This window comes from Bradyrhizobium sp. LA6.1, from assembly GCF_040547805.1.
Classification (GTDB): domain Bacteria; phylum Pseudomonadota; class Alphaproteobacteria; order Rhizobiales; family Xanthobacteraceae; genus Bradyrhizobium; species Bradyrhizobium barranii.
Map to the genome: position 1 here is coordinate 816,491 of NZ_JBEPQK010000001.1, position 16,749 is coordinate 833,239.

The window sequence follows — 16,749 nt, forward strand, 5'->3', positions numbered from 1 at the left end:
GACCGGGAGCGACAATGCCGCGAGCGTATATCGGCGTCGACGTGGGGACCACGAGCACGCGGGCAGGGGTGTTTGACGAGGCCGGCACCCTCCTTGCCACCGCCAAGCATCCGATCCGGATCTGGCACGAGGCCGGCGACATCGTCGAGCAATCGTCGTCCGACATCTGGGACGCCTGCGTAAAGTCGGTGCGGGCCGCGATGGCGGAGGCTGCCATCGCGCCCGACAGCGTCGGCGGCATCGGTTTCGACGCCACCTGTTCGCTGGTCGTCCTCGATCGGCAAGGCGAGCCGGTCACCGTCAGTGCCTCCGGCGACCACCAGCGCAATGTCATCGTCTGGATGGACCATCGCGCGACGGCCGAGGCACGGCTGATCAACGAGACTGGGGACGCGGTGCTGCGCTATGTCGGCGGTTCGATCTCGCCCGAGATGGAGATGCCGAAACTGCTGTGGCTGAAGCGGCACTTGCGCGCGAGCTTCGATGCCGCCGGTCATTTCTTCGACCTGGCAGATTATCTGACCTGGCGCGCGACCGGGTCGCTGCAGCGCTCGACCTGCACGGTCACCTGCAAGTGGAACTACCTCGCACACGACGGTGGCGGCTGGAGCGCCCCGTTCTTCAAGCGCATCGGCCTCTCCGATTTCGTCAGCGAGAAATACGCCCGCATCGGCACCGAGATCGTCGCGCCCGGCACGCGGCTCGGCGAAGGCCTCACCCGAGCTGCGGCTGCGGAGTTCGGCCTGTCGCCGGGCACGCCGGTCGGCGCCTCGCTGATCGATGCCCATGCCGGCGGCATCGGCGCGATCGGCGGACGCGACGGATCGGCCGGAACGAGCGATGTCAGCGACCGCCTCGCCTACATCATGGGAACGTCGGCCTGCATCATGGCGACGACGAAGGAGCCGTGCTTCGTGCCCGGCGTATGGGGCCCTTATTATTCCGGCATGGTGCCGGACTTCTGGCTCAACGAAGGCGGCCAGTCGGCTGCGGGCGCGGCGATCGACCATCTCCTCAAGTCGCATCCCGGCCATGTCGAGGCGAGCGCGGCGGCGCGGAGCGAGGGCGTCGACCTCATCGAGTACCTCGAGCGGCGCATCATCGCGCGCGCCGGTGACGTCAGCCGTGCCGCGCTGCTCGCCCGTGACGTCCATGTGCTTCCCGAATTCATCGGCAACCGCTCGCCCTACGCCGACCCCGACACCCGCGCGGTGATCGCGGGCCTCGATCTCGACAGCGACGTTGGTGCGATGGAGCGGCTGTTCGTCGCCGGCCTCTGCGGTCTGGCTTATGGCCTCGCCGAGGTGATCGAGGCCTTTGCCGCGCACGGCGTCCATTCCAGCATCATGATCATGGGTGGCGGCGCGAGCCGCAGTCCGCTGGTGCGGCAGATCATGGCGGACACCACCGGTCTCACCGTCGCGCTGCCGCAAACCAAAGAACCCGTGCTGCTGGGCGCCGCGATGCTCGGCGCGGTGGCCGGCGGTGCCTATGCCTCGATCGGCGAGACCATGGCGAAGATGTCGGCGCTGGGACGGAAGAGCGAGCCGACTGTACCCGAGATGGCCGCGTTTCACACACGCAAGCGCGGCGTCTATAAGCTGCTCCGCGAGGTCGATCGCGGCAGCCGTGCGGCGATGCGCGACATCGCCAGAGGTTGAAACGGATGCTGATTTCCTGCGGCGATGCGCTGATCGATTTCGTCCCGACGCGAAACACCGAGGGGCGCGAGGCGGTGATGCCCGCGGTGGGCGGCTCCTGCCTCAACGTCGCGATCGGCATGGCGCGGCTCGGCGCGCCGACAGGATTTGTCGGCGGCGTCTCGACCGACATGTTCGGACGAATGATCGCCGACCACGCCACCGCGTCGAACGTCGAGCTAGGGCTGGCCACCCGCAGCGACCGCCAGACCACGCTTGCCTTCGTGCGCATCGTTGCGGGCGAGTCGCACTACGCCTTCTACGATGCCGAAACCGCGACACGAAACTGGACCTACCGGCGCGGCACAATTCCGTTCGCGACGGTCGAGGCCATCCATGTCGGATCGACCACGCTGGTGAACGACCAGGGCGCGGCCGAGGCGAAAGCCCTGATCGCGGACGCGCGCGCGTCGTCGACGATCTCCTTCGATCCGAACTGCAGGCCCAATCTGGTCAGCGACAAGCCGGGCTATCTCGCGCGCATGGCCGAGTTCGCAGGCCACGCCGATCTCATCAAGATGTCGGATGTCGATTTCGCGTATCTCTTCGGCGAGGAGCCCCACGAGCAGCGCGCGAAGGTGCTGTTGGGGCAGGGCACGAGCCTCGTCGTCATCACCCGCGGCAACAACGGGGCCATTGCCTGGCACGCGAGCGCAGGGCAGGTCGAAGTTCAGGCGCCGAAGGTCGAGATCGCCGACACCATCGGCGCCGGCGACAGTTTTCAGGCTGCGCTCCTGTTCGCCCTGCACAAGCAGGGCCGCATCAGCCGGCAGCAGCTGAAAGACATCGGCGCGGACGAGCTTCGCCGCGCGCTGTCTTTTGCCGCCAAATGCGCCGGCATGACCTGTACCCGCCCGGGCGCCGATCCGCCGTGGAGCCATGAAGTCACGTGGAGCGTCTAGCCCGGGTCCGCATCACAGCCGCGCCACGACCTTCTCGGCGCATTTGAGGAAGGTGCGGATCAGCGGGCTCTGCGAATCCCGCCGCCAGCACACGGCGATATCGATGGAGTCGGCGGCATCCCGCAGCGGCCTGAACACGATGCCCTGCGGCGCGCCGAGCTTCGCGCAGGCCGGCAGGATCGCAAGCCCCTCGCCGGCGAGAACGAGGCTCATCGCCGAATGCACCGTCTCCACCCGGCTCGCGATCGGCATCACGATCTGATGCCGCCGCAGCAGGGCTGCGACCGCGGAGGAGGCGGGGTCTTGCTCCGGCGGCGGCAGCGCGATCAGCGGGCGGCCCTGGAGTCGCGCCATCGGCACTGCGCTCAGGCGCGCAAGCGGCGAGTGCTTCGGCATCGCCAGCATGAACGGCTGCGCGCCAATCCGCGCCACCTGGATCTCGGGATGGTGGATCGCCGGCATGCACAGCGCGACGGTGACGCTGCGGTCGAGCAGCCGCGCCTCGCGCGTCGAGGCGCTGAGCTCGGCGAAGTCGAGGTCGACGCCGGGAATGGATCGCCGCAGCTCGGGGATCAGGCGCGGCAGCATCGCGTTCGCTAGCACGAACATGTATCCGACCGAAATCCGCCCGCGGCTGCCGGCCGCGACCGCCCGCGCGGCTTCGACCCCGTCGGCCGCGAGCGCCAGCGCCTCGCCGGCGCGCACCAGCAGGGCCTGGCCCGCTTCGGTCAGGTCCATGCCGCGCGTGCCGCGGCGGAACAGCGGCGCGCCAACCTCGGCCTCTAACTTGCGGATCTGGACCGACAGCGGCGGCTGGGCCATCCGCAGCCGTTCGGCGGCCTTGCCGACGCTGCGCGCCTCGGCCACGGCGACGAAATAGCGAAGCCGGTGAAGATCCATTGGCATACCGAAAACGTATGGGTTGACCATCAAAATGGTATTGGACGCTGAGTTAACAGAAGTGTCATTCTCGCTGTCAATGCCTTGTCAATGCTTGGGCCAACGAGGGCCGGCTTCGGAGCGATGATTTGACGATGAACGGCGATCCCTGCCTGCTGTCCGCAACCGAGCTGCGCGGCCTCGTTGCCACGAAGAAGATTTCGCCCGTCGAGATCACCCGTGCCGTGCTCGCGCGCGCCGAGGCGCTTCAGCCCGAGCTGAACTGTTTCATCACGCTCTGCGGCGACGAGGCGATGACGCAGGCGCTTGCGGCCGAGCGCAAGGTGATGGCGGGCGAGCCGCTTGGCCTGCTGCATGGCCTTCCCGTCACCGTCAAGGACATCGTCAACACTGGCGGCGTGAAGACCACGTTCGGCGCCGTTCCCTACAAAGACAACGTGCCGGCCGAGGATGCTGTTGCGGTGGCAAAGCTCCGTGCGGAAGGCGCGATCCTGATCGGCAAGACCACGACGCCCGAATTCGGCAGCAAATGCCTGACCGACTCGCCCTTGTTCGGCCGCACCCGCAATGCGTGGAGTGCGGAGCGGTCCTCCGGTGGCTCCAGTGGCGGCGCGGCCGTGGCGGTGGCGAGCGGCATCGCGCCGCTTGCGATTGCGACCGATGGCGGCGGATCGACGCGAATTCCCGCCGCTTGCAACGGCGTGGTGGGGCTGAAGCAGAGCAACGGCGTGATCGCGCACAGCCAGGCGCTCGACGCCTTCGGCAACCAGACCTATGTCACGCCGACCACGCGCACGGTCGCCGACACCGCGCTGATGATGCAGGCGATGGCCGGCGAGGACTCCTGCGATCCCTGGTCGATCGGCGTGCCCGTGCCCGATTTCATCGGCACCGCCGCGCCGCGCGGCGATCTGCGCGGGCAAAGGATCCTGTTCTGCGAGTCGCCTCCCGGCCGCCCGGTGTCGTCAGATGTCGCGGCCAGCTTCAAGGCGAGCCTCGACCGGCTGGCCGGTCTCGGTGCCGAGCTCGAGGAGTTCTCCGGCGAGGGGTTTGACATCGAGCCGATCTGGCGCGCCATCAACCACACCGTCTGGCGTACGCGTTTCGCCAAGCTGGTGGCCGAGCATGGCGACGTCCTCAGCGAAGCCTTCGTCAAGCAGGTCGCGCTCGCGACCAATGTCAGCGGCGTCGCCTATCAGGAGGCGATGTTCGCGCGCACCGCGCTGTTCCGCCGCGTGCAATCCCTGCTTGCGCGCGGGCATCTTTTGGCGATGCCGACCATCACCCGCACCGCGCTGCCGATCGACCAGGACCTGTTCGGCACCATCGAGATCGACGGCAAGCACTTCGACAGCGTCCGGCCGCACTGGTTCCCCTGGACCATGCCGTTCAACATGACCGGGCACCCCGCGATCAGTCTTCCCTGCGGCTTCGGCCGCGACGGCCTGCCGATCGGGCTTCAACTCGTCGGGCGCTTCCGTGCCGATGCCGAATTGCTGCGCGTGAGCGCGCTGTTCGAGGCCTCGCACGATCTTCTGTCCCGCCGGCCCGGCTGAGGTGAGGCACATGCCGCAAAGGACTTGCCTCCGGCGCCCGGACATGTTGATCGTGCGGCGGATGAGCCCTGAAGCCGAGCGCGCATGAGCGTATTCTTTCTTCGACGTCTGTTGACCTTGCTGGCGACGCTGGTCGGCGCATCCGTGATCATTTTCCTGGTGCTGGATGCGCTGCCTGGCAATGCCGCGCAGATGCTGATGGGCGCGGATGCCTCGGCCGACGCGGTGCGCGCGCTTACGGTCAAGCTCGGGCTCGACCAGCCGCTGGCGGTTCGCTATCTGCAATGGATCAAGGGCCTCCTCGTCGGCGATCTCGGCAACAGCTATGTCTATGGCACGCCGGTCGCGAGCCTGATCGCGGAGCGGCTCGTGCTGACCGTTCCGCTCGCGATCATGTCGATGCTGATCACGGTGACGCTGGCGCTCTCGGCCGGCATCTACACCGCGGCCAACCACAACAAGCTCGGCGACGTCGGCGTGATGTCGTTGACGCAAGTGGGCATCGCGCTGCCGAACTTCTGGTTCGCGATCCTGCTGGTCCTGCTGTTCTCGGTGCGGCTGCAATGGCTCTCGGCGGGCGGCTTTCCCGGCTGGGAGGATGGCATCTGGCTCGGCATCAAGTCGCTGCTGTTGCCGGCGATCTCGCTCGCGGTGGTGCAGGCCGCGATCCTCGCGCGCGTCACGCGTTCGGCCGTGCTCGAAGTGCTACGCGAAGATTTCGTCCGCACGGCGCGCGCGAAGGGTCTCGGCAAGCGCGAGGTGCTGTGGAGCCACGTGCTGCGCAACGCCATGATCCCCGTGATGACGGTAATGGGGCTGCAATTCGCCAATCTGCTCGCCGGCACCATCGTGATCGAGAACGTGTTCTACCTGCCGGGCCTGGGCCGCCTAATCTTCCAGTCGATCGCCAACCGCGACCTGATCGTGGTGCGCAATTGCGTGATGCTGCTTGCGGCCATGGTCGTCATCGTGAATTTCGTGGTCGACGTGCTCTACGCCTTCATCGATCCCCGCATCAAGGTCCACGATTTGTGAGCGCGCCACTGACCACTTCGGTCGACGCCCCGATCGCAACGCGTCCGCTGCCGGCCCGCACCTTCTGGGCCCGCGCGCTGCGTCACCGCAGCTTTGTGCTGGGCGGCGCGCTGAGCCTGCTGGTGCTCGCCTCGGCGCTGCTGTCGCTGGTGTGGACGCCGTGGTCGCCCTATGAGATCGACATCGCCTCGAAGCTTCGGCCGCCGTCGGCGGCGCACTGGCTCGGCACCGATTCCTTCGGCCGCGACATCGTCTCGCTGCTGCTCGCGGGCGCGCGCTCGACCATTCTGGTCGGCATCATCGCCGTGAGTATCGGTCTCACCTTCGGCGTTTGCCTCGGCCTGATCGCTTCTGCCAAGCGCGGCTGGACCGAAGAAATCATCATGCGCTTCTCCGATTTCACCTTTGCCTTTCCGGCGGTGCTCTCCGCGATCATGCTCGCCGCCGTTGTCGGGCCGGGCATGGTGACCTCGATCATCGCGATCGGAATCTTCCAGATACCGACGCTGACCCGGCTGACGCGCGGCTCCGCCAACGCGATCTGGGCGCGCGAATTCGTGCTGGCCGCGCGCGCGTCGGGAAAGGGCAAATTCCGCATCACCATCGAGCATGTGCTGCCCAACATCCTGTCGATCCTGATCGTGCAGGTCACCATCCAGTTCGCGCTCGCGATCCTTGCCGAAGCCGCGCTGTCCTATCTCGGTCTCGGCACGCAGCCGCCGCAGCCGTCCTGGGGCCGCATGCTGAACGATGCGCAGACGCTGCTGTTCCAGTCGCCGATGCTTGCGGTCTATCCGGGTGCGGCGATCGCCATCGCTGTGCTCGGGCTCAATCTACTCGGCGACGGACTGCGCGATCTGCTCGATCCGCGACTGGCGCGGGAGCGATGACGATGGGGGAGCGCTCAACCCTGCCGCTGATCGAGGTCGCCAATCTCGGCGTTCGCCTCAACACCAGCCGCGGACCGGCGCAGGCCGTGCGCGGCGTCAGCTTCGCCCTCAAGCGCGGCGAGACGCTGGGTCTCGTCGGCGAATCCGGCTGCGGCAAGTCGGTGACGGCGCTGTCGCTGATGGGCCTCTTGCCGGACAGTGCTGTCGTGACCGGCAGCATCAAGCTTGATGGCAGCGAGCTCGCCGGTCTGTCGGATGCGGATTATTGCAAGCTGCGCGGCAACCGCATCAGCATGATCTTCCAGGAGCCGATGACGGCGCTCAACCCGATGCACACGATCGGGCATCAGGTTGCCGAGCCGCTGCGGCGTCACAAGAAATATTCGGCGGCGCAGGCGCGCAAGGAAGCGATCGCCTTGCTCGACCGCGTCGGATTGCCCGATCCCGCAGGGCGGATCGACGCCTATCCGCATCAGTTCTCCGGCGGTCAGCGCCAGCGCGTCACCATCGCGATGGCGCTCGCCTGCGAGCCCGACCTCCTGATCGCGGACGAACCGACCACGGCGCTCGACGTCACCATCCAGGGCCAGATCCTCGACCTCATCGCCGATCTCGTCGAGGAGCGCGGCATGTCGATGATCCTGATCTCGCACGATCTCGGCGTTATCGCCGAGAACGTGCAACGCATGATGGTGATGTATGGCGGCACGGTCGTCGAGAGCGGGCCGACCGACGAGGTGTTCCGCCGGATGGGCCATCCCTACACGCAGGGCCTGTTCCGCGCCCGGCCGAAGCTCGGCGCGCGCAAGGGGACGCGGCTGACGACGATCTCGGGGACGGTGCCCGAACTTGCGGACTTGCCTGCCGGCTGCACGTTCGGCGACCGCTGTCCGCTGGTCGAGGACAAGTGCCGCGTGGCGCTGCCGCCGATGATCGAAGTCGGTCCCGGTCACGGCGTGCGCTGTGTGCGCACCGATGTCTCCATGGCCGCGAATGTCGGAGCGCTGCCCGCATGACCGCAGCGCCGCTTCTCGACGTCAAGAATCTTGAGCAGCGTTACACGCTGCCGCGCGAAAGCCTGTTCCGCCCGCCGGGCCAGGTGCGCGCGCTCAACGGCGTCAGCGTGCGGGTCGATGCCGGCAAGAGCCTCGGCGTCGTCGGCGAGTCCGGTTCGGGCAAGTCGACCTTCGCGCGGGTGGTGATGGCGCTGGAGCGGCCGACGTCGGGGCAGGTCGCGCTGCTCGGGCGAGATCTCAACCGCATCTCACCCGACGAGCTGCGCCGTGCGCGCCGCGATTTCCAGATGGTGTTCCAGGATCCTTACGGATCGCTCGATCCGCGCCAGACCATCGCGCGCATCGTCGCCGAGCCGCTCACCGTGCTGGAAGATGCCGACCGCACCACGTTCCGCGCCCGCGTCTCCGCGGTGCTGCGGCAGGTCGGCCTGCGCGATGCCGACATGGACAAATATCCGCACGAATTTTCCGGCGGCCAGCGCCAGCGCATCGCGATCGCGCGCGCGCTGATCACCCAGCCGAAGCTGATCGTCGCCGACGAGCCGGTTTCCGCGCTCGACGTCTCCGTGCAGGCGCAGGTGCTCAATTTGATGCAGGACCTCCAGGAGCAGTTCGGCCTGAGCTACATCCTGATCAGCCACGACCTCGCCGTGGTCGACTATCTCTGCGACGAGGTCGCGGTGATGTATCTCGGCCGGATCGTCGAGCAGGGCAGGCCGGAGGACCTGTTCGAGCGCTGTGCCCATCCCTATACGCGGGCGCTATTGGATGCCGTGCCGCGGGCGCGCGCTGGCGGCGGCCGGCGCCGGCGCGGGGCCCAGGCGATCGCCTCGCAATCGGTGACTGCTGCCGGATGCCCCTATGTCGCGCGCTGTCCGCTGGCCGACCAGCATTGCCGCGAGGTTCCGCCCTTGCTACGCAAGGTCGGCGAAGCCCATCTCGCCGCCTGCCACAAGGCGGAGGCGGTGATGGCATTGCCGCACGCGGCCATGGAAGGTTAGTGTCCGCAACCGAATTGGCGTAGGCTTGAGACGAAAGAAGGCCGGGGAGTTACGCATGCTCAAGAAATTATCGATCGTCGCATTTGCCGCCGCGCTTGTCGCAGCACCGCTGCCGGTGCTGGCGCAGAGCAAGAAGGACAGCGTCGTCATGGCGATGGCGCTGGAGCCGCCGGGGCTCGATCCCACCATCGCCGCCGCGGCCGCGATCGCCGAAGTGACGCTCTACAACATCTATGAGACGCTGACCAAGATCAACGAAGACGGCTCCGTCTCGCCCTTGCTGGCGGAGAGCTGGACCGCCTCGCCCGACCTGAAGACCTACACGTTCAAGCTGCGCAAGGGCGTCAAATTCCAGAACGGCGAGGCCTTCGATTCCGCGGCGGTGAAGTTCTCGTTCGAGCGCAACGCGATCGCGACCAGCACCAACAAGGACAAGAGCCTGTACCAGGCTTTCGAGAAGGTCGACGCGCCCGACGCCGACACCGTCGTGATCACGGTGAAATATTCCGAGCCGAACCTGCCGTTCCTGCTCGGACAGGCGAGCGGTTCGATCGTCGAGCCGAAGAGTGCAGCCACCAACGGCACGCAGCCGGTCGGGACCGGGCCCTATCAGCTCGGGGCCTGGGCCAAGGGCTCCTCGATCACCCTGACCAAATGGGCCGGCTATCGCAACGCCGCCGCGATCAAGCTGTCGAAGGTGACGATCCGCTTCATCTCCGATCCGGCGGCGCAGACCGCGGCGCTGCTCTCGGGCGACGTCGATGCGTTCCCGCGCGTTGCGGCTGCGCGCGCCATCGGACAGTTCAAGGCTGATCCGCGCTTCAACGTCATGGTCGGCGGCTCCCGTGCCAAGACCATCGTCGGCATCAACGAGCGCAAGAAGCCGCTCGACGACGTCCGCGTGCGCCGTGCCATCCTCGCCGCGATCGACCGCAAGGCGATGGTCGACGGCGCGGCTGATGGTTTCGGCACGCCGATCGGCAGCTTCTACGTGCCCGGCGCGCTCGGCTTCGTCGACACCACAGGCATCAACCCCTACGATCCCGAGAAGGCGAAGAAGCTGCTGGCGGAAGCCGGGGTCACCACGCCGCTCGAACTGTCGCTGAAGCTGCCGCCGCCGTCCTATGCGCGGCAGGGCGGCGAGATCCTGGCGGCGCAGCTCGCCAGGGTCGGCATCATCGCCAAGATCGAGAATGTCGAATGGGCGCAGTGGCTGTCGCAGGTGTTCGCCGGCAATGGTCCGCATAATTTCGACCTCACCATCGTCAGCCATGTCGAGCCGTTCGACCTCGTCAAGATCACCGAGCCGGACTACTACCTCGGCTACAACAACGAGGCCTTCAACGCGCTCTACAAGCAGATCGTGTCGACGCCTGACGAGGCCGGCCGCGCAAAGCTGCTCGGCGATGCCCAGCGCATGCTGGCCACCGACGCGGTCGCAGGCTTCCTGTACCAGCCTCAACTCATCACCATCACCAACAAGAAGCTGAAGGGCGTCTGGAAGGACGTCCCACAATACGAGAACGATTTTTCGACCTGGTCCTGGGAGTAGGGGCCGTTCGATCGAGTCGAACCTGTCGCTTCAACGTTGACCTCTCCCCATCGGGGAGAGGTCAATCTTTTTTGGCAACCCAAAACAAAAACCTGAAAAACAACCCCATGCACAGTAGCCGGGGTTAGATATTTCAATGGCTTGCGCGGTCCGCTCGATGGCTTGCTGAGCCATGCGATGCGGTTGACCCGTCGGGCAAAACACCGGCAATATACGATCATCGCGGCGTCATGGTTCGGGACGCGCCGTCAGGCGAGGCACGCCATGAAGAAGCCATCCCGCCGCGATGCCGGCATCGCCGCGGCTGTCGTCAGCGCTGAAGCACCGATCACCCTGAAGCTCGACAATGCGCCGATGAGCGATATCGCTCATGCGCTGGCCAGCGGGCAGGTCACTGCCACGGCGCTGACCAAAGCTTACCTCGCGCGCATCGAAGCTTATGACCGCAACGGGCCCGCGCTCAACTCCGTGCGCGCGCTCAATCCCGACGCGCTCGGGATCGCGGTCAAGCTCGACGACACAAAACCGTCGGCCAAGCGGCCGCTGGCGGGCATCCCGATCCTGGTGAAGGACAACATCGCGACCGGCGACAAGCAGCCGACGACGGCGGGCTCGCTGGCGCTGGAGGGCGCGCGCGCCAGGAGAGACGCGACAATCGTCAAGCTGCTGCGAAAGGCCGGTGCGGTGATCCTGGGCAAGGCGAACCTGACGGAGTTCGCCAACATTCTCGCGACCGACATGCCCTCGGGCTATTCGTCGCTCGGCGGCCAGGTGAAGAACCCTTACGCGCCGGCGCTGATGGGCGATCACGGCATTCCGGTCGTGCAGCCGGGCGGATCAAGCGCGGGTTCGGCGGTCGCGGTGGCCGCCGGTCTGTGCGCGGCCTCGATCGGTACCGAGACCTCCGGCTCGCTGCTGTATCCCGCCAGCCAAAACGGCCTCGTCACCGTGAAGCCGACCGTTGGGCTGGTCAGCTGCGCCGGCATCCTGCCGATCTCGCACAGCCAGGACACTGCAGGGCCGATGACGCGCACGGTGCGCGACGCGGCGATGCTGTTGAACGTGCTGGCAGCCGAAGACCCACTCGACCCCGCGACCGAGCGGCAGCGGCGGCCGGTCGACTACACCGCCGACCTCGCGACCGACGCGATGAAGGGCGCGCGCATCGGCGTGCCGAGCGACCCGGCCGACCCGCTGAACGACCGCTACTACGGCAAGTTGCCGCCCAGGTCGGCCAAGGTGATGGCCGACGCGATCAAGGTGCTGGAGGATCTCGGCGCGATCATCGTGCGTGCCAACATGCCAACATCTGGCTGGATCGGCGGGCCGGGTACGAGCATGAACGTGCTCAATCGCAATCCCCTGAGTCGCAACAAGGGTAATCCGGCGACGCCGCCGATTGTCTTCCTTTACGAGCTGAAGCGCGATCTCAACCTTTACCTCAGGGATTGGGCGACGAACACAGAGATGAAGACCATGGCCGACATCGTGGCCTTCAACGAGGCGAACGCGGAGACGGCGCTGCGGTTCGGCCAGGACCTGTTCCTCGCCGCCAACATGACCAGGGGCGATCTCAGCGAGCGCGAGTACAAGTCGGCACGGGCCATGGACCTACTCTCCGCCAAGACGCGCGGCATGGACGCCTACATGAACCAGCACAAGCTCGACGCGGTGCTGTTTCCCGGCGCCGCAGGCTGCGTGATATCAGCGAAGGCGGGCTATCCCAGCGTCATGGTGCCGGGCGGTTTCATTTCGGGAGCAGACGACAAGGACACGCCTGACTATCCGCTCGGCGTTACCTTCGCAGGCCGTGCCTGGAGCGAGCACAAGCTGCTGCGTCTGGCCTACGCCTATGAGCAGGCCACCAACATGCGCAAGCCGCCGCCCGGCTTGCCCGCGCTTTAGATGTCACTGGCCGAGAGGATCAGGCGGAAATCCCTGCTCGCGCGTCGGACCCGTTTCTGGCCAGTTCCTAAAGTTCAGAGTGACAAATTGCGCGACACGCCCAAGGCGTCGACAAGAAAATCGATGAACAGGCGGGCTCGCAGGGGGAGTTGTCGTCCGAATGCGTGCAGGACGTAGACCGGTGTGGTGAACATCGGTATGCCCGGCAGCACGACATTCAATCGCCCGGCGGCGAGCTCGTCCTCGATTGCGATGCGCATGAACTGCGTGATGCCAACGCCTTTTATGACCGCCTCAATCAACGACTGAGCATCGTCGCTATCGAAGGGGCCATTGGGGATGACCCGTGTGCCGTCCGCAAAAGTAAATGCTTGCGGCCGGCCACCAAGCAGATGGCGAAGGCAGGCATGCTGCGTGAGATCGTCGATCGACTGCGGGATTCCTCTACGCTGAAGGTATTCCGGCGATGCGCCCAGAACATATTGCAGGACACCTAACGAGCGGCCGATCAGGTTTGTGTCTTCCAATTCGCCAATTCTGACAGCGAGGTCGAAACCCTCGCGGATGAGATCGACACGGCGGTCCGTGACGCTGAGATCAAGCTTGATGTCCGGATAGCGGTCCAGGAACGAGCCCGCCCATGCGGAAATCAACGGGCGTCCAAATGTACTCGGCACAGTGACCCGAAGCACGCCACGGACGTTTCCCGGAACCTGCACGACGTCGTCGGCTTCCTCTATCGCGCGCAGATGGGGAGCGACGTGCTCGTAGTAAGCGGCGCCTTCGGACGTTGGGCTGAGTGTGCGCGTTGAGCGCTGCAGCAAGCGCACGCCGAGGCGATGTTCGAGGCGCGAAACGCTTTTCGATACTGCCGAGGGGCTGGCGCCGATCGATCGCGCGGCGCCGGCGAAAGAACCCGCGTCAACCGTCCGCACGAAGGCCAGCAGACCGGCCGTTCTTTCTAGAATCGTTGTCATTCAGGACTTTGGATCGCGAAAGAACCGAACGAAAGACGTCTAATCGGCCATTTATGAACGAATAGTCTGACTTTCGCAATGGGGGCCCCGGCAACCGAGTTGGTCTTGCAATGCCCTCCATCGCTGAAGTTCGTGCAAAAAAGGAAAAGCAGTATGTCTGCGCAAACCAAGCCAACGATCGTTTTCTGTCACGGCATTTGGGCCGATGGCTCCTGTTTCAGCAAAGTCATTCCAGCATTGCAGGCCGACGGGTACGAAGTGATCGCCGTTCAATATGGCCTGGACTCCTTCGAGGAGGATCTGGCGACGGTGAAGCGCACACTCAATCGCGTTGGCAGCCCGGTCCTTCTCGTCGGCCATTCGTATGGCGGCGCCACCATCACGGGCGCGGGCACCGATGAGCGCGTGGTCGGTCTCGTCTACATCGCTGCGGTCGCTCCGGATGCCGGCGAGACCGTGCAGGACCAGCTCGACAAGTATCCGTCGGATATCTTCTCTCGCGTCGAGGTCGCCGATGGGCGCGCCTGGATGCTTCCGAGCGGCACCGAGTTCTTCGCAGGAGACCTCTCCGCGGAAGACCAGAAGCTGGTTTGGGCCACCCATTATGCGCCCGTCTACAATCTGTTCCAGCAACAGAAGCTCAGCGCCGACAAGATCGCGTGGAGGTCGAAGCCGAGCTGGTACATTCTGGCCACGCAAGACCATACTGTGCATCCGGATCTGCAACGCTGGGTGTCGAAGCGCATGGGAGCGACGGTCACCGAAGTGGCGAGCAGCCACGTGCCGATGCTCTCCCAGCCAAATGTGGTTATCGACGTGATACGCAAAGCCGCCGCCGCCGTTCAAAAAAGCTGATCGCAAATAAGCATACATTGCCGGACACGAAGGAGAGGTCGTTCGCGAGGCGACCTCTCTTATTCATGGGCTGGCGTGCGACGGCCGCTCTTGGCCCTTCGCAGACGTGGCGTTGCTCGATGCTGATTTCGGCTTGTGACCCATACCGGAAGCCGGTATCTGGGCCGCTAAGCGGCTCGCGTCGATCAATTTCCGACGGTCCGTCCACCGCTGCCGGAGGTCGACATCATCCGACCGATCGTATGCCTCGCGGGTCAGTATTTTGGTTCGAGGCCACGTAGTCGATCTCGCCATACGTAATCCCGATATCCTTCAGCTCCTGATCATTTAGGCTGTAAAGATCGCGCCTCAGCCGCTCCCATTTCCGCCACTCTTGAAAAGCGTTCCAGCAATTCCTGAAAACGCTGACATTGCGTCGCTGGGAGTCTGCCGTCTGGACCAAGCCCGTTGTCTGATAAATCATGCTCATCGCAGTATCCTCGGGCACCGTGTTTCCACCCTGGCATGCTGCCAAAATCCGGCCCGGCGCGCTTGATCTGCTGCTTACATTTTCCTTACGGACAGCTTATTCTTTATTTTCCAAGTGGTTGCCGGGCCTGACCGGAGACCGTCCAAGGGATTTCGCGTCTTGCGCTATCTCTTCGAAGACTACGAACTGGATTCCGGCCGCCGCGAGCTGTGCCGCGACGCAAACGTCGTGGCCCTGGCGCCACAGACCTTTGACTTTCTGGACTACCTCATCCGCAACCGCGAGCGCGTGGTTTGCAAGGATGAGCTCATCACAGCCATTTGGAAGGGGCGGTGCGTGTCGGATGCCGCGCTGACGACCCGCCTGAATGCCGCTCGGTCCGCAATTGGCGATTCCGGGGAGAAACAGCGGTTGATCAAGACGCTGCCAAGGAAGGGCTATCGCTTTATCGGTATGGTGCAGGAGGCTGACGGCGCCCCCACTGTGGCGGTAATAGAAATCCAGAGGGAGACGGCTAAACCCGCCCTCCCACTTCCCGACAAACCGTCGCTGGCCGTTCTGCCATTCACCAACCTGAGCTCCGATCCAGAGCAGGAGTATTTCGCCGACGGCATGGTCGAGGACATCATCACTGGCCTTTCACGGTCCAAATCGCTGTTCGTCATCGCGCGACAGTCCACTTTTACATACAAAGGCAAGGCTATCGACATCAGGCAGGTCGGGCGCGAGCTGGGCGTTCGGTATGTGCTCGAGGGCAGTGTGCGCAAATCCGGCGATCGAGTTCGCATTGCCGGGCAGTTGATCGAGGCGACGACGGGTGCTCATCTTTGGGCGGACCGGTTCGACAGCCAGCTCAAAGATATCTTCGATCTGCAGGACCAAGTGACGAGTAGCGTGATTAGCGCGCTCTTTCCTCAATTGGAGCGCGCCGAGATCGAGCGCGCAAAACGCAAGCCAACCGAAAATCTTCAGGCCTACGACTACTATCTGCGTGCACTCTCGAGCTTCTATGAATTCACCCGCGAACAGAATATTGAAGCCCTCAGACTGATCCGTCTTGCTGTCGAGATCGATCCCGGATTGGCCTCAGCATACGCGCTTGGTGCTTATTGCTATCTGCAACCAAAGATCTTCGGCTGGACGATCGACGCGGATGAGGAACTGAACGACACCCGACGGTTGGCAAGGCGTGCAATCGAGCTCGATAAGGATGATCCAACCGTACTCGTGAGAGCCGGGCAGGCAATTGGCGCCGTATTATATGAGATCGACGATGGCGTGGCCCTCGTCTCCCGAGCGCATGAGCTTAACCCGAACCTGGCTGTCGCACGGTATACGATCGGCTGGGAACACATACGGCGCGGTGACATAGAGGCGGCGCTTAAGCAGTTCCACGCCGGGGGGCGTTTAAGCCCCATGGATCCGTTTCTTTTTCTGCTGCAGACCGGAATAGCGTTTGCGCATTTCTTGACGGATCGATACGAGGACGGATCGTCATGGGCCAAGTCGGCTGTGCTGCACCGGCCCAACTATCTCAACGCACAATTTATTCTGGCGGCATGCCACGCGATGTCTGGAAGGGTCGAGGAAGCCCGGATGATCGGTGCACGCCTGGTGGAAGCGAGGCCGGCTCTCCGCGTCTCCACACTCGTTCCAAAGCTCGCTCGATTTTACAGGCCGGAACACCTCGAAAGGATAGCGCGAGCTTGCCCCATCATGGGTCTCCCCCCATGAGTGCTGCGGTTGCCGGGAAATACTGGTCTCATTCCAATTCCCATCAACGGCGCAGTATGCAATGTCGGCTTGTGGCCCTTCGCAGACGTGGCGTTGCTCGATGCTGATTTCGGCTTGTGACCCTAAGCTGACGTGTTTGGGCGTTGGCGCGGTGTCGGCTTTTGACCCTGGCTGTGTAAAAACGCGGCGCTTGACGTGATTCTCGCGGTATGATTCCCGCACGATTTGCGGGGGTCTCGGATGAAGCGCTTCATTGA

Annotated in this window: 14 protein-coding genes; 11 read left to right on the top strand and 3 right to left on the bottom strand. The window is 64.6% G+C overall.

Going from position 1 to position 16,749, the window contains the following annotated elements:
* Window positions 1-14: 14 nt before the first annotated feature.
* Both ABIB99_RS03575 and ABIB99_RS03580 read left to right on the top strand, forming a co-directional pair.
* The gene (locus ABIB99_RS03575; protein ID WP_354174889.1) at window positions 15-1,661 is read left to right on the top strand and encodes an FGGY-family carbohydrate kinase; all 1,647 of its coding nucleotides are present in this window, start codon (window positions 15-17) and stop codon (window positions 1,659-1,661) included.
* 5 nt (window positions 1,662-1,666) lie between these two features.
* Complete coding sequence (locus ABIB99_RS03580) at window positions 1,667-2,602, top strand: carbohydrate kinase family protein (protein ID WP_354174890.1); 936 nt, start codon at window positions 1,667-1,669, stop codon at window positions 2,600-2,602.
* A gap of 12 nt (window positions 2,603-2,614) precedes the next feature.
* On the opposite strand, the gene ABIB99_RS03585 is transcribed toward ABIB99_RS03580, so the two are convergent.
* Window positions 2,615-3,502, bottom strand: a complete 888-nt coding sequence (locus tag ABIB99_RS03585) for a LysR family transcriptional regulator (protein WP_354174891.1) — start codon at window positions 3,500-3,502, stop codon at window positions 2,615-2,617.
* A gap of 134 nt (window positions 3,503-3,636) precedes the next feature.
* Between ABIB99_RS03585 and ABIB99_RS03590 the strand changes: the two genes are divergently transcribed.
* From ABIB99_RS03590 to ABIB99_RS03620, 7 genes are all read left to right on the top strand, one after another.
* The gene (locus tag ABIB99_RS03590; RefSeq protein WP_063984459.1) at window positions 3,637-5,058 is read left to right on the top strand and encodes an amidase; all 1,422 of its coding nucleotides are present in this window, start codon (window positions 3,637-3,639) and stop codon (window positions 5,056-5,058) included.
* An 84-nt stretch (window positions 5,059-5,142) separates the two neighbouring features.
* The gene (locus ABIB99_RS03595) at window positions 5,143-6,093 is read left to right on the top strand and encodes an ABC transporter permease (RefSeq protein WP_071915489.1); all 951 of its coding nucleotides are present in this window, start codon (window positions 5,143-5,145) and stop codon (window positions 6,091-6,093) included.
* Window positions 6,090-6,983, top strand: a complete 894-nt coding sequence (locus ABIB99_RS03600) for an ABC transporter permease (protein WP_166098018.1) — start codon at window positions 6,090-6,092, stop codon at window positions 6,981-6,983. Before ABIB99_RS03595 ends, ABIB99_RS03600 begins: the two co-directional genes overlap by 4 nt.
* Before the next feature lie 2 nt (window positions 6,984-6,985).
* Window positions 6,986-7,999 carry an ABC transporter ATP-binding protein gene (locus ABIB99_RS03605; protein ID WP_231144481.1) on the top strand — a complete coding sequence of 338 codons (1,014 nt, stop codon included), beginning with the start codon at window positions 6,986-6,988 and terminating at the stop codon, window positions 7,997-7,999.
* Window positions 7,996-9,000: an ABC transporter ATP-binding protein gene (locus ABIB99_RS03610; RefSeq protein ID WP_354174892.1), complete on the top strand. Its 1,005-nt coding sequence runs from the start codon at window positions 7,996-7,998 to the stop codon at window positions 8,998-9,000. Before ABIB99_RS03605 ends, ABIB99_RS03610 begins: the two co-directional genes overlap by 4 nt.
* 55 nt (window positions 9,001-9,055) lie before the next feature.
* Complete coding sequence (locus ABIB99_RS03615; RefSeq protein WP_354174893.1) at window positions 9,056-10,552, top strand: ABC transporter substrate-binding protein; 1,497 nt, start codon at window positions 9,056-9,058, stop codon at window positions 10,550-10,552.
* A gap of 264 nt (window positions 10,553-10,816) precedes the next feature.
* Window positions 10,817-12,457 (top strand): amidase family protein, encoded by a 1,641-nt coding sequence (locus ABIB99_RS03620; protein WP_354174894.1) that lies wholly within the window; start codon window positions 10,817-10,819, stop codon window positions 12,455-12,457.
* Between the two features lie 74 nt (window positions 12,458-12,531).
* Here the strand turns inward: ABIB99_RS03620 and ABIB99_RS03625 are convergent, their stop codons facing one another.
* The gene (locus tag ABIB99_RS03625) at window positions 12,532-13,434 is read right to left on the bottom strand and encodes a LysR family transcriptional regulator (protein WP_354174895.1); all 903 of its coding nucleotides are present in this window, start codon (window positions 13,432-13,434) and stop codon (window positions 12,532-12,534) included.
* Window positions 13,435-13,587: 153 nt separating this feature from the next.
* On the opposite strand from ABIB99_RS03625, the gene ABIB99_RS03630 reads away from it, so the two are divergent.
* Window positions 13,588-14,289, top strand: a complete 702-nt coding sequence (locus ABIB99_RS03630; protein ID WP_354174896.1) for an alpha/beta fold hydrolase — start codon at window positions 13,588-13,590, stop codon at window positions 14,287-14,289.
* 226 nt (window positions 14,290-14,515) lie between these two features.
* On the opposite strand, the gene ABIB99_RS03635 is transcribed toward ABIB99_RS03630, so the two are convergent.
* On the bottom strand, window positions 14,516-14,758 hold the full coding sequence (locus ABIB99_RS03635; RefSeq protein WP_354174897.1) for a DUF1127 domain-containing protein: 243 nt from the start codon (window positions 14,756-14,758) through the stop codon (window positions 14,516-14,518).
* A gap of 159 nt (window positions 14,759-14,917) precedes the next feature.
* Here ABIB99_RS03635 and ABIB99_RS03640 point away from each other — a divergent pair, with 159 nt between their 5' ends.
* Complete coding sequence (locus ABIB99_RS03640; protein WP_354174898.1) at window positions 14,918-16,492, top strand: winged helix-turn-helix domain-containing tetratricopeptide repeat protein; 1,575 nt, start codon at window positions 14,918-14,920, stop codon at window positions 16,490-16,492.
* Window positions 16,493-16,749: the final 257 nt, after the last annotated feature.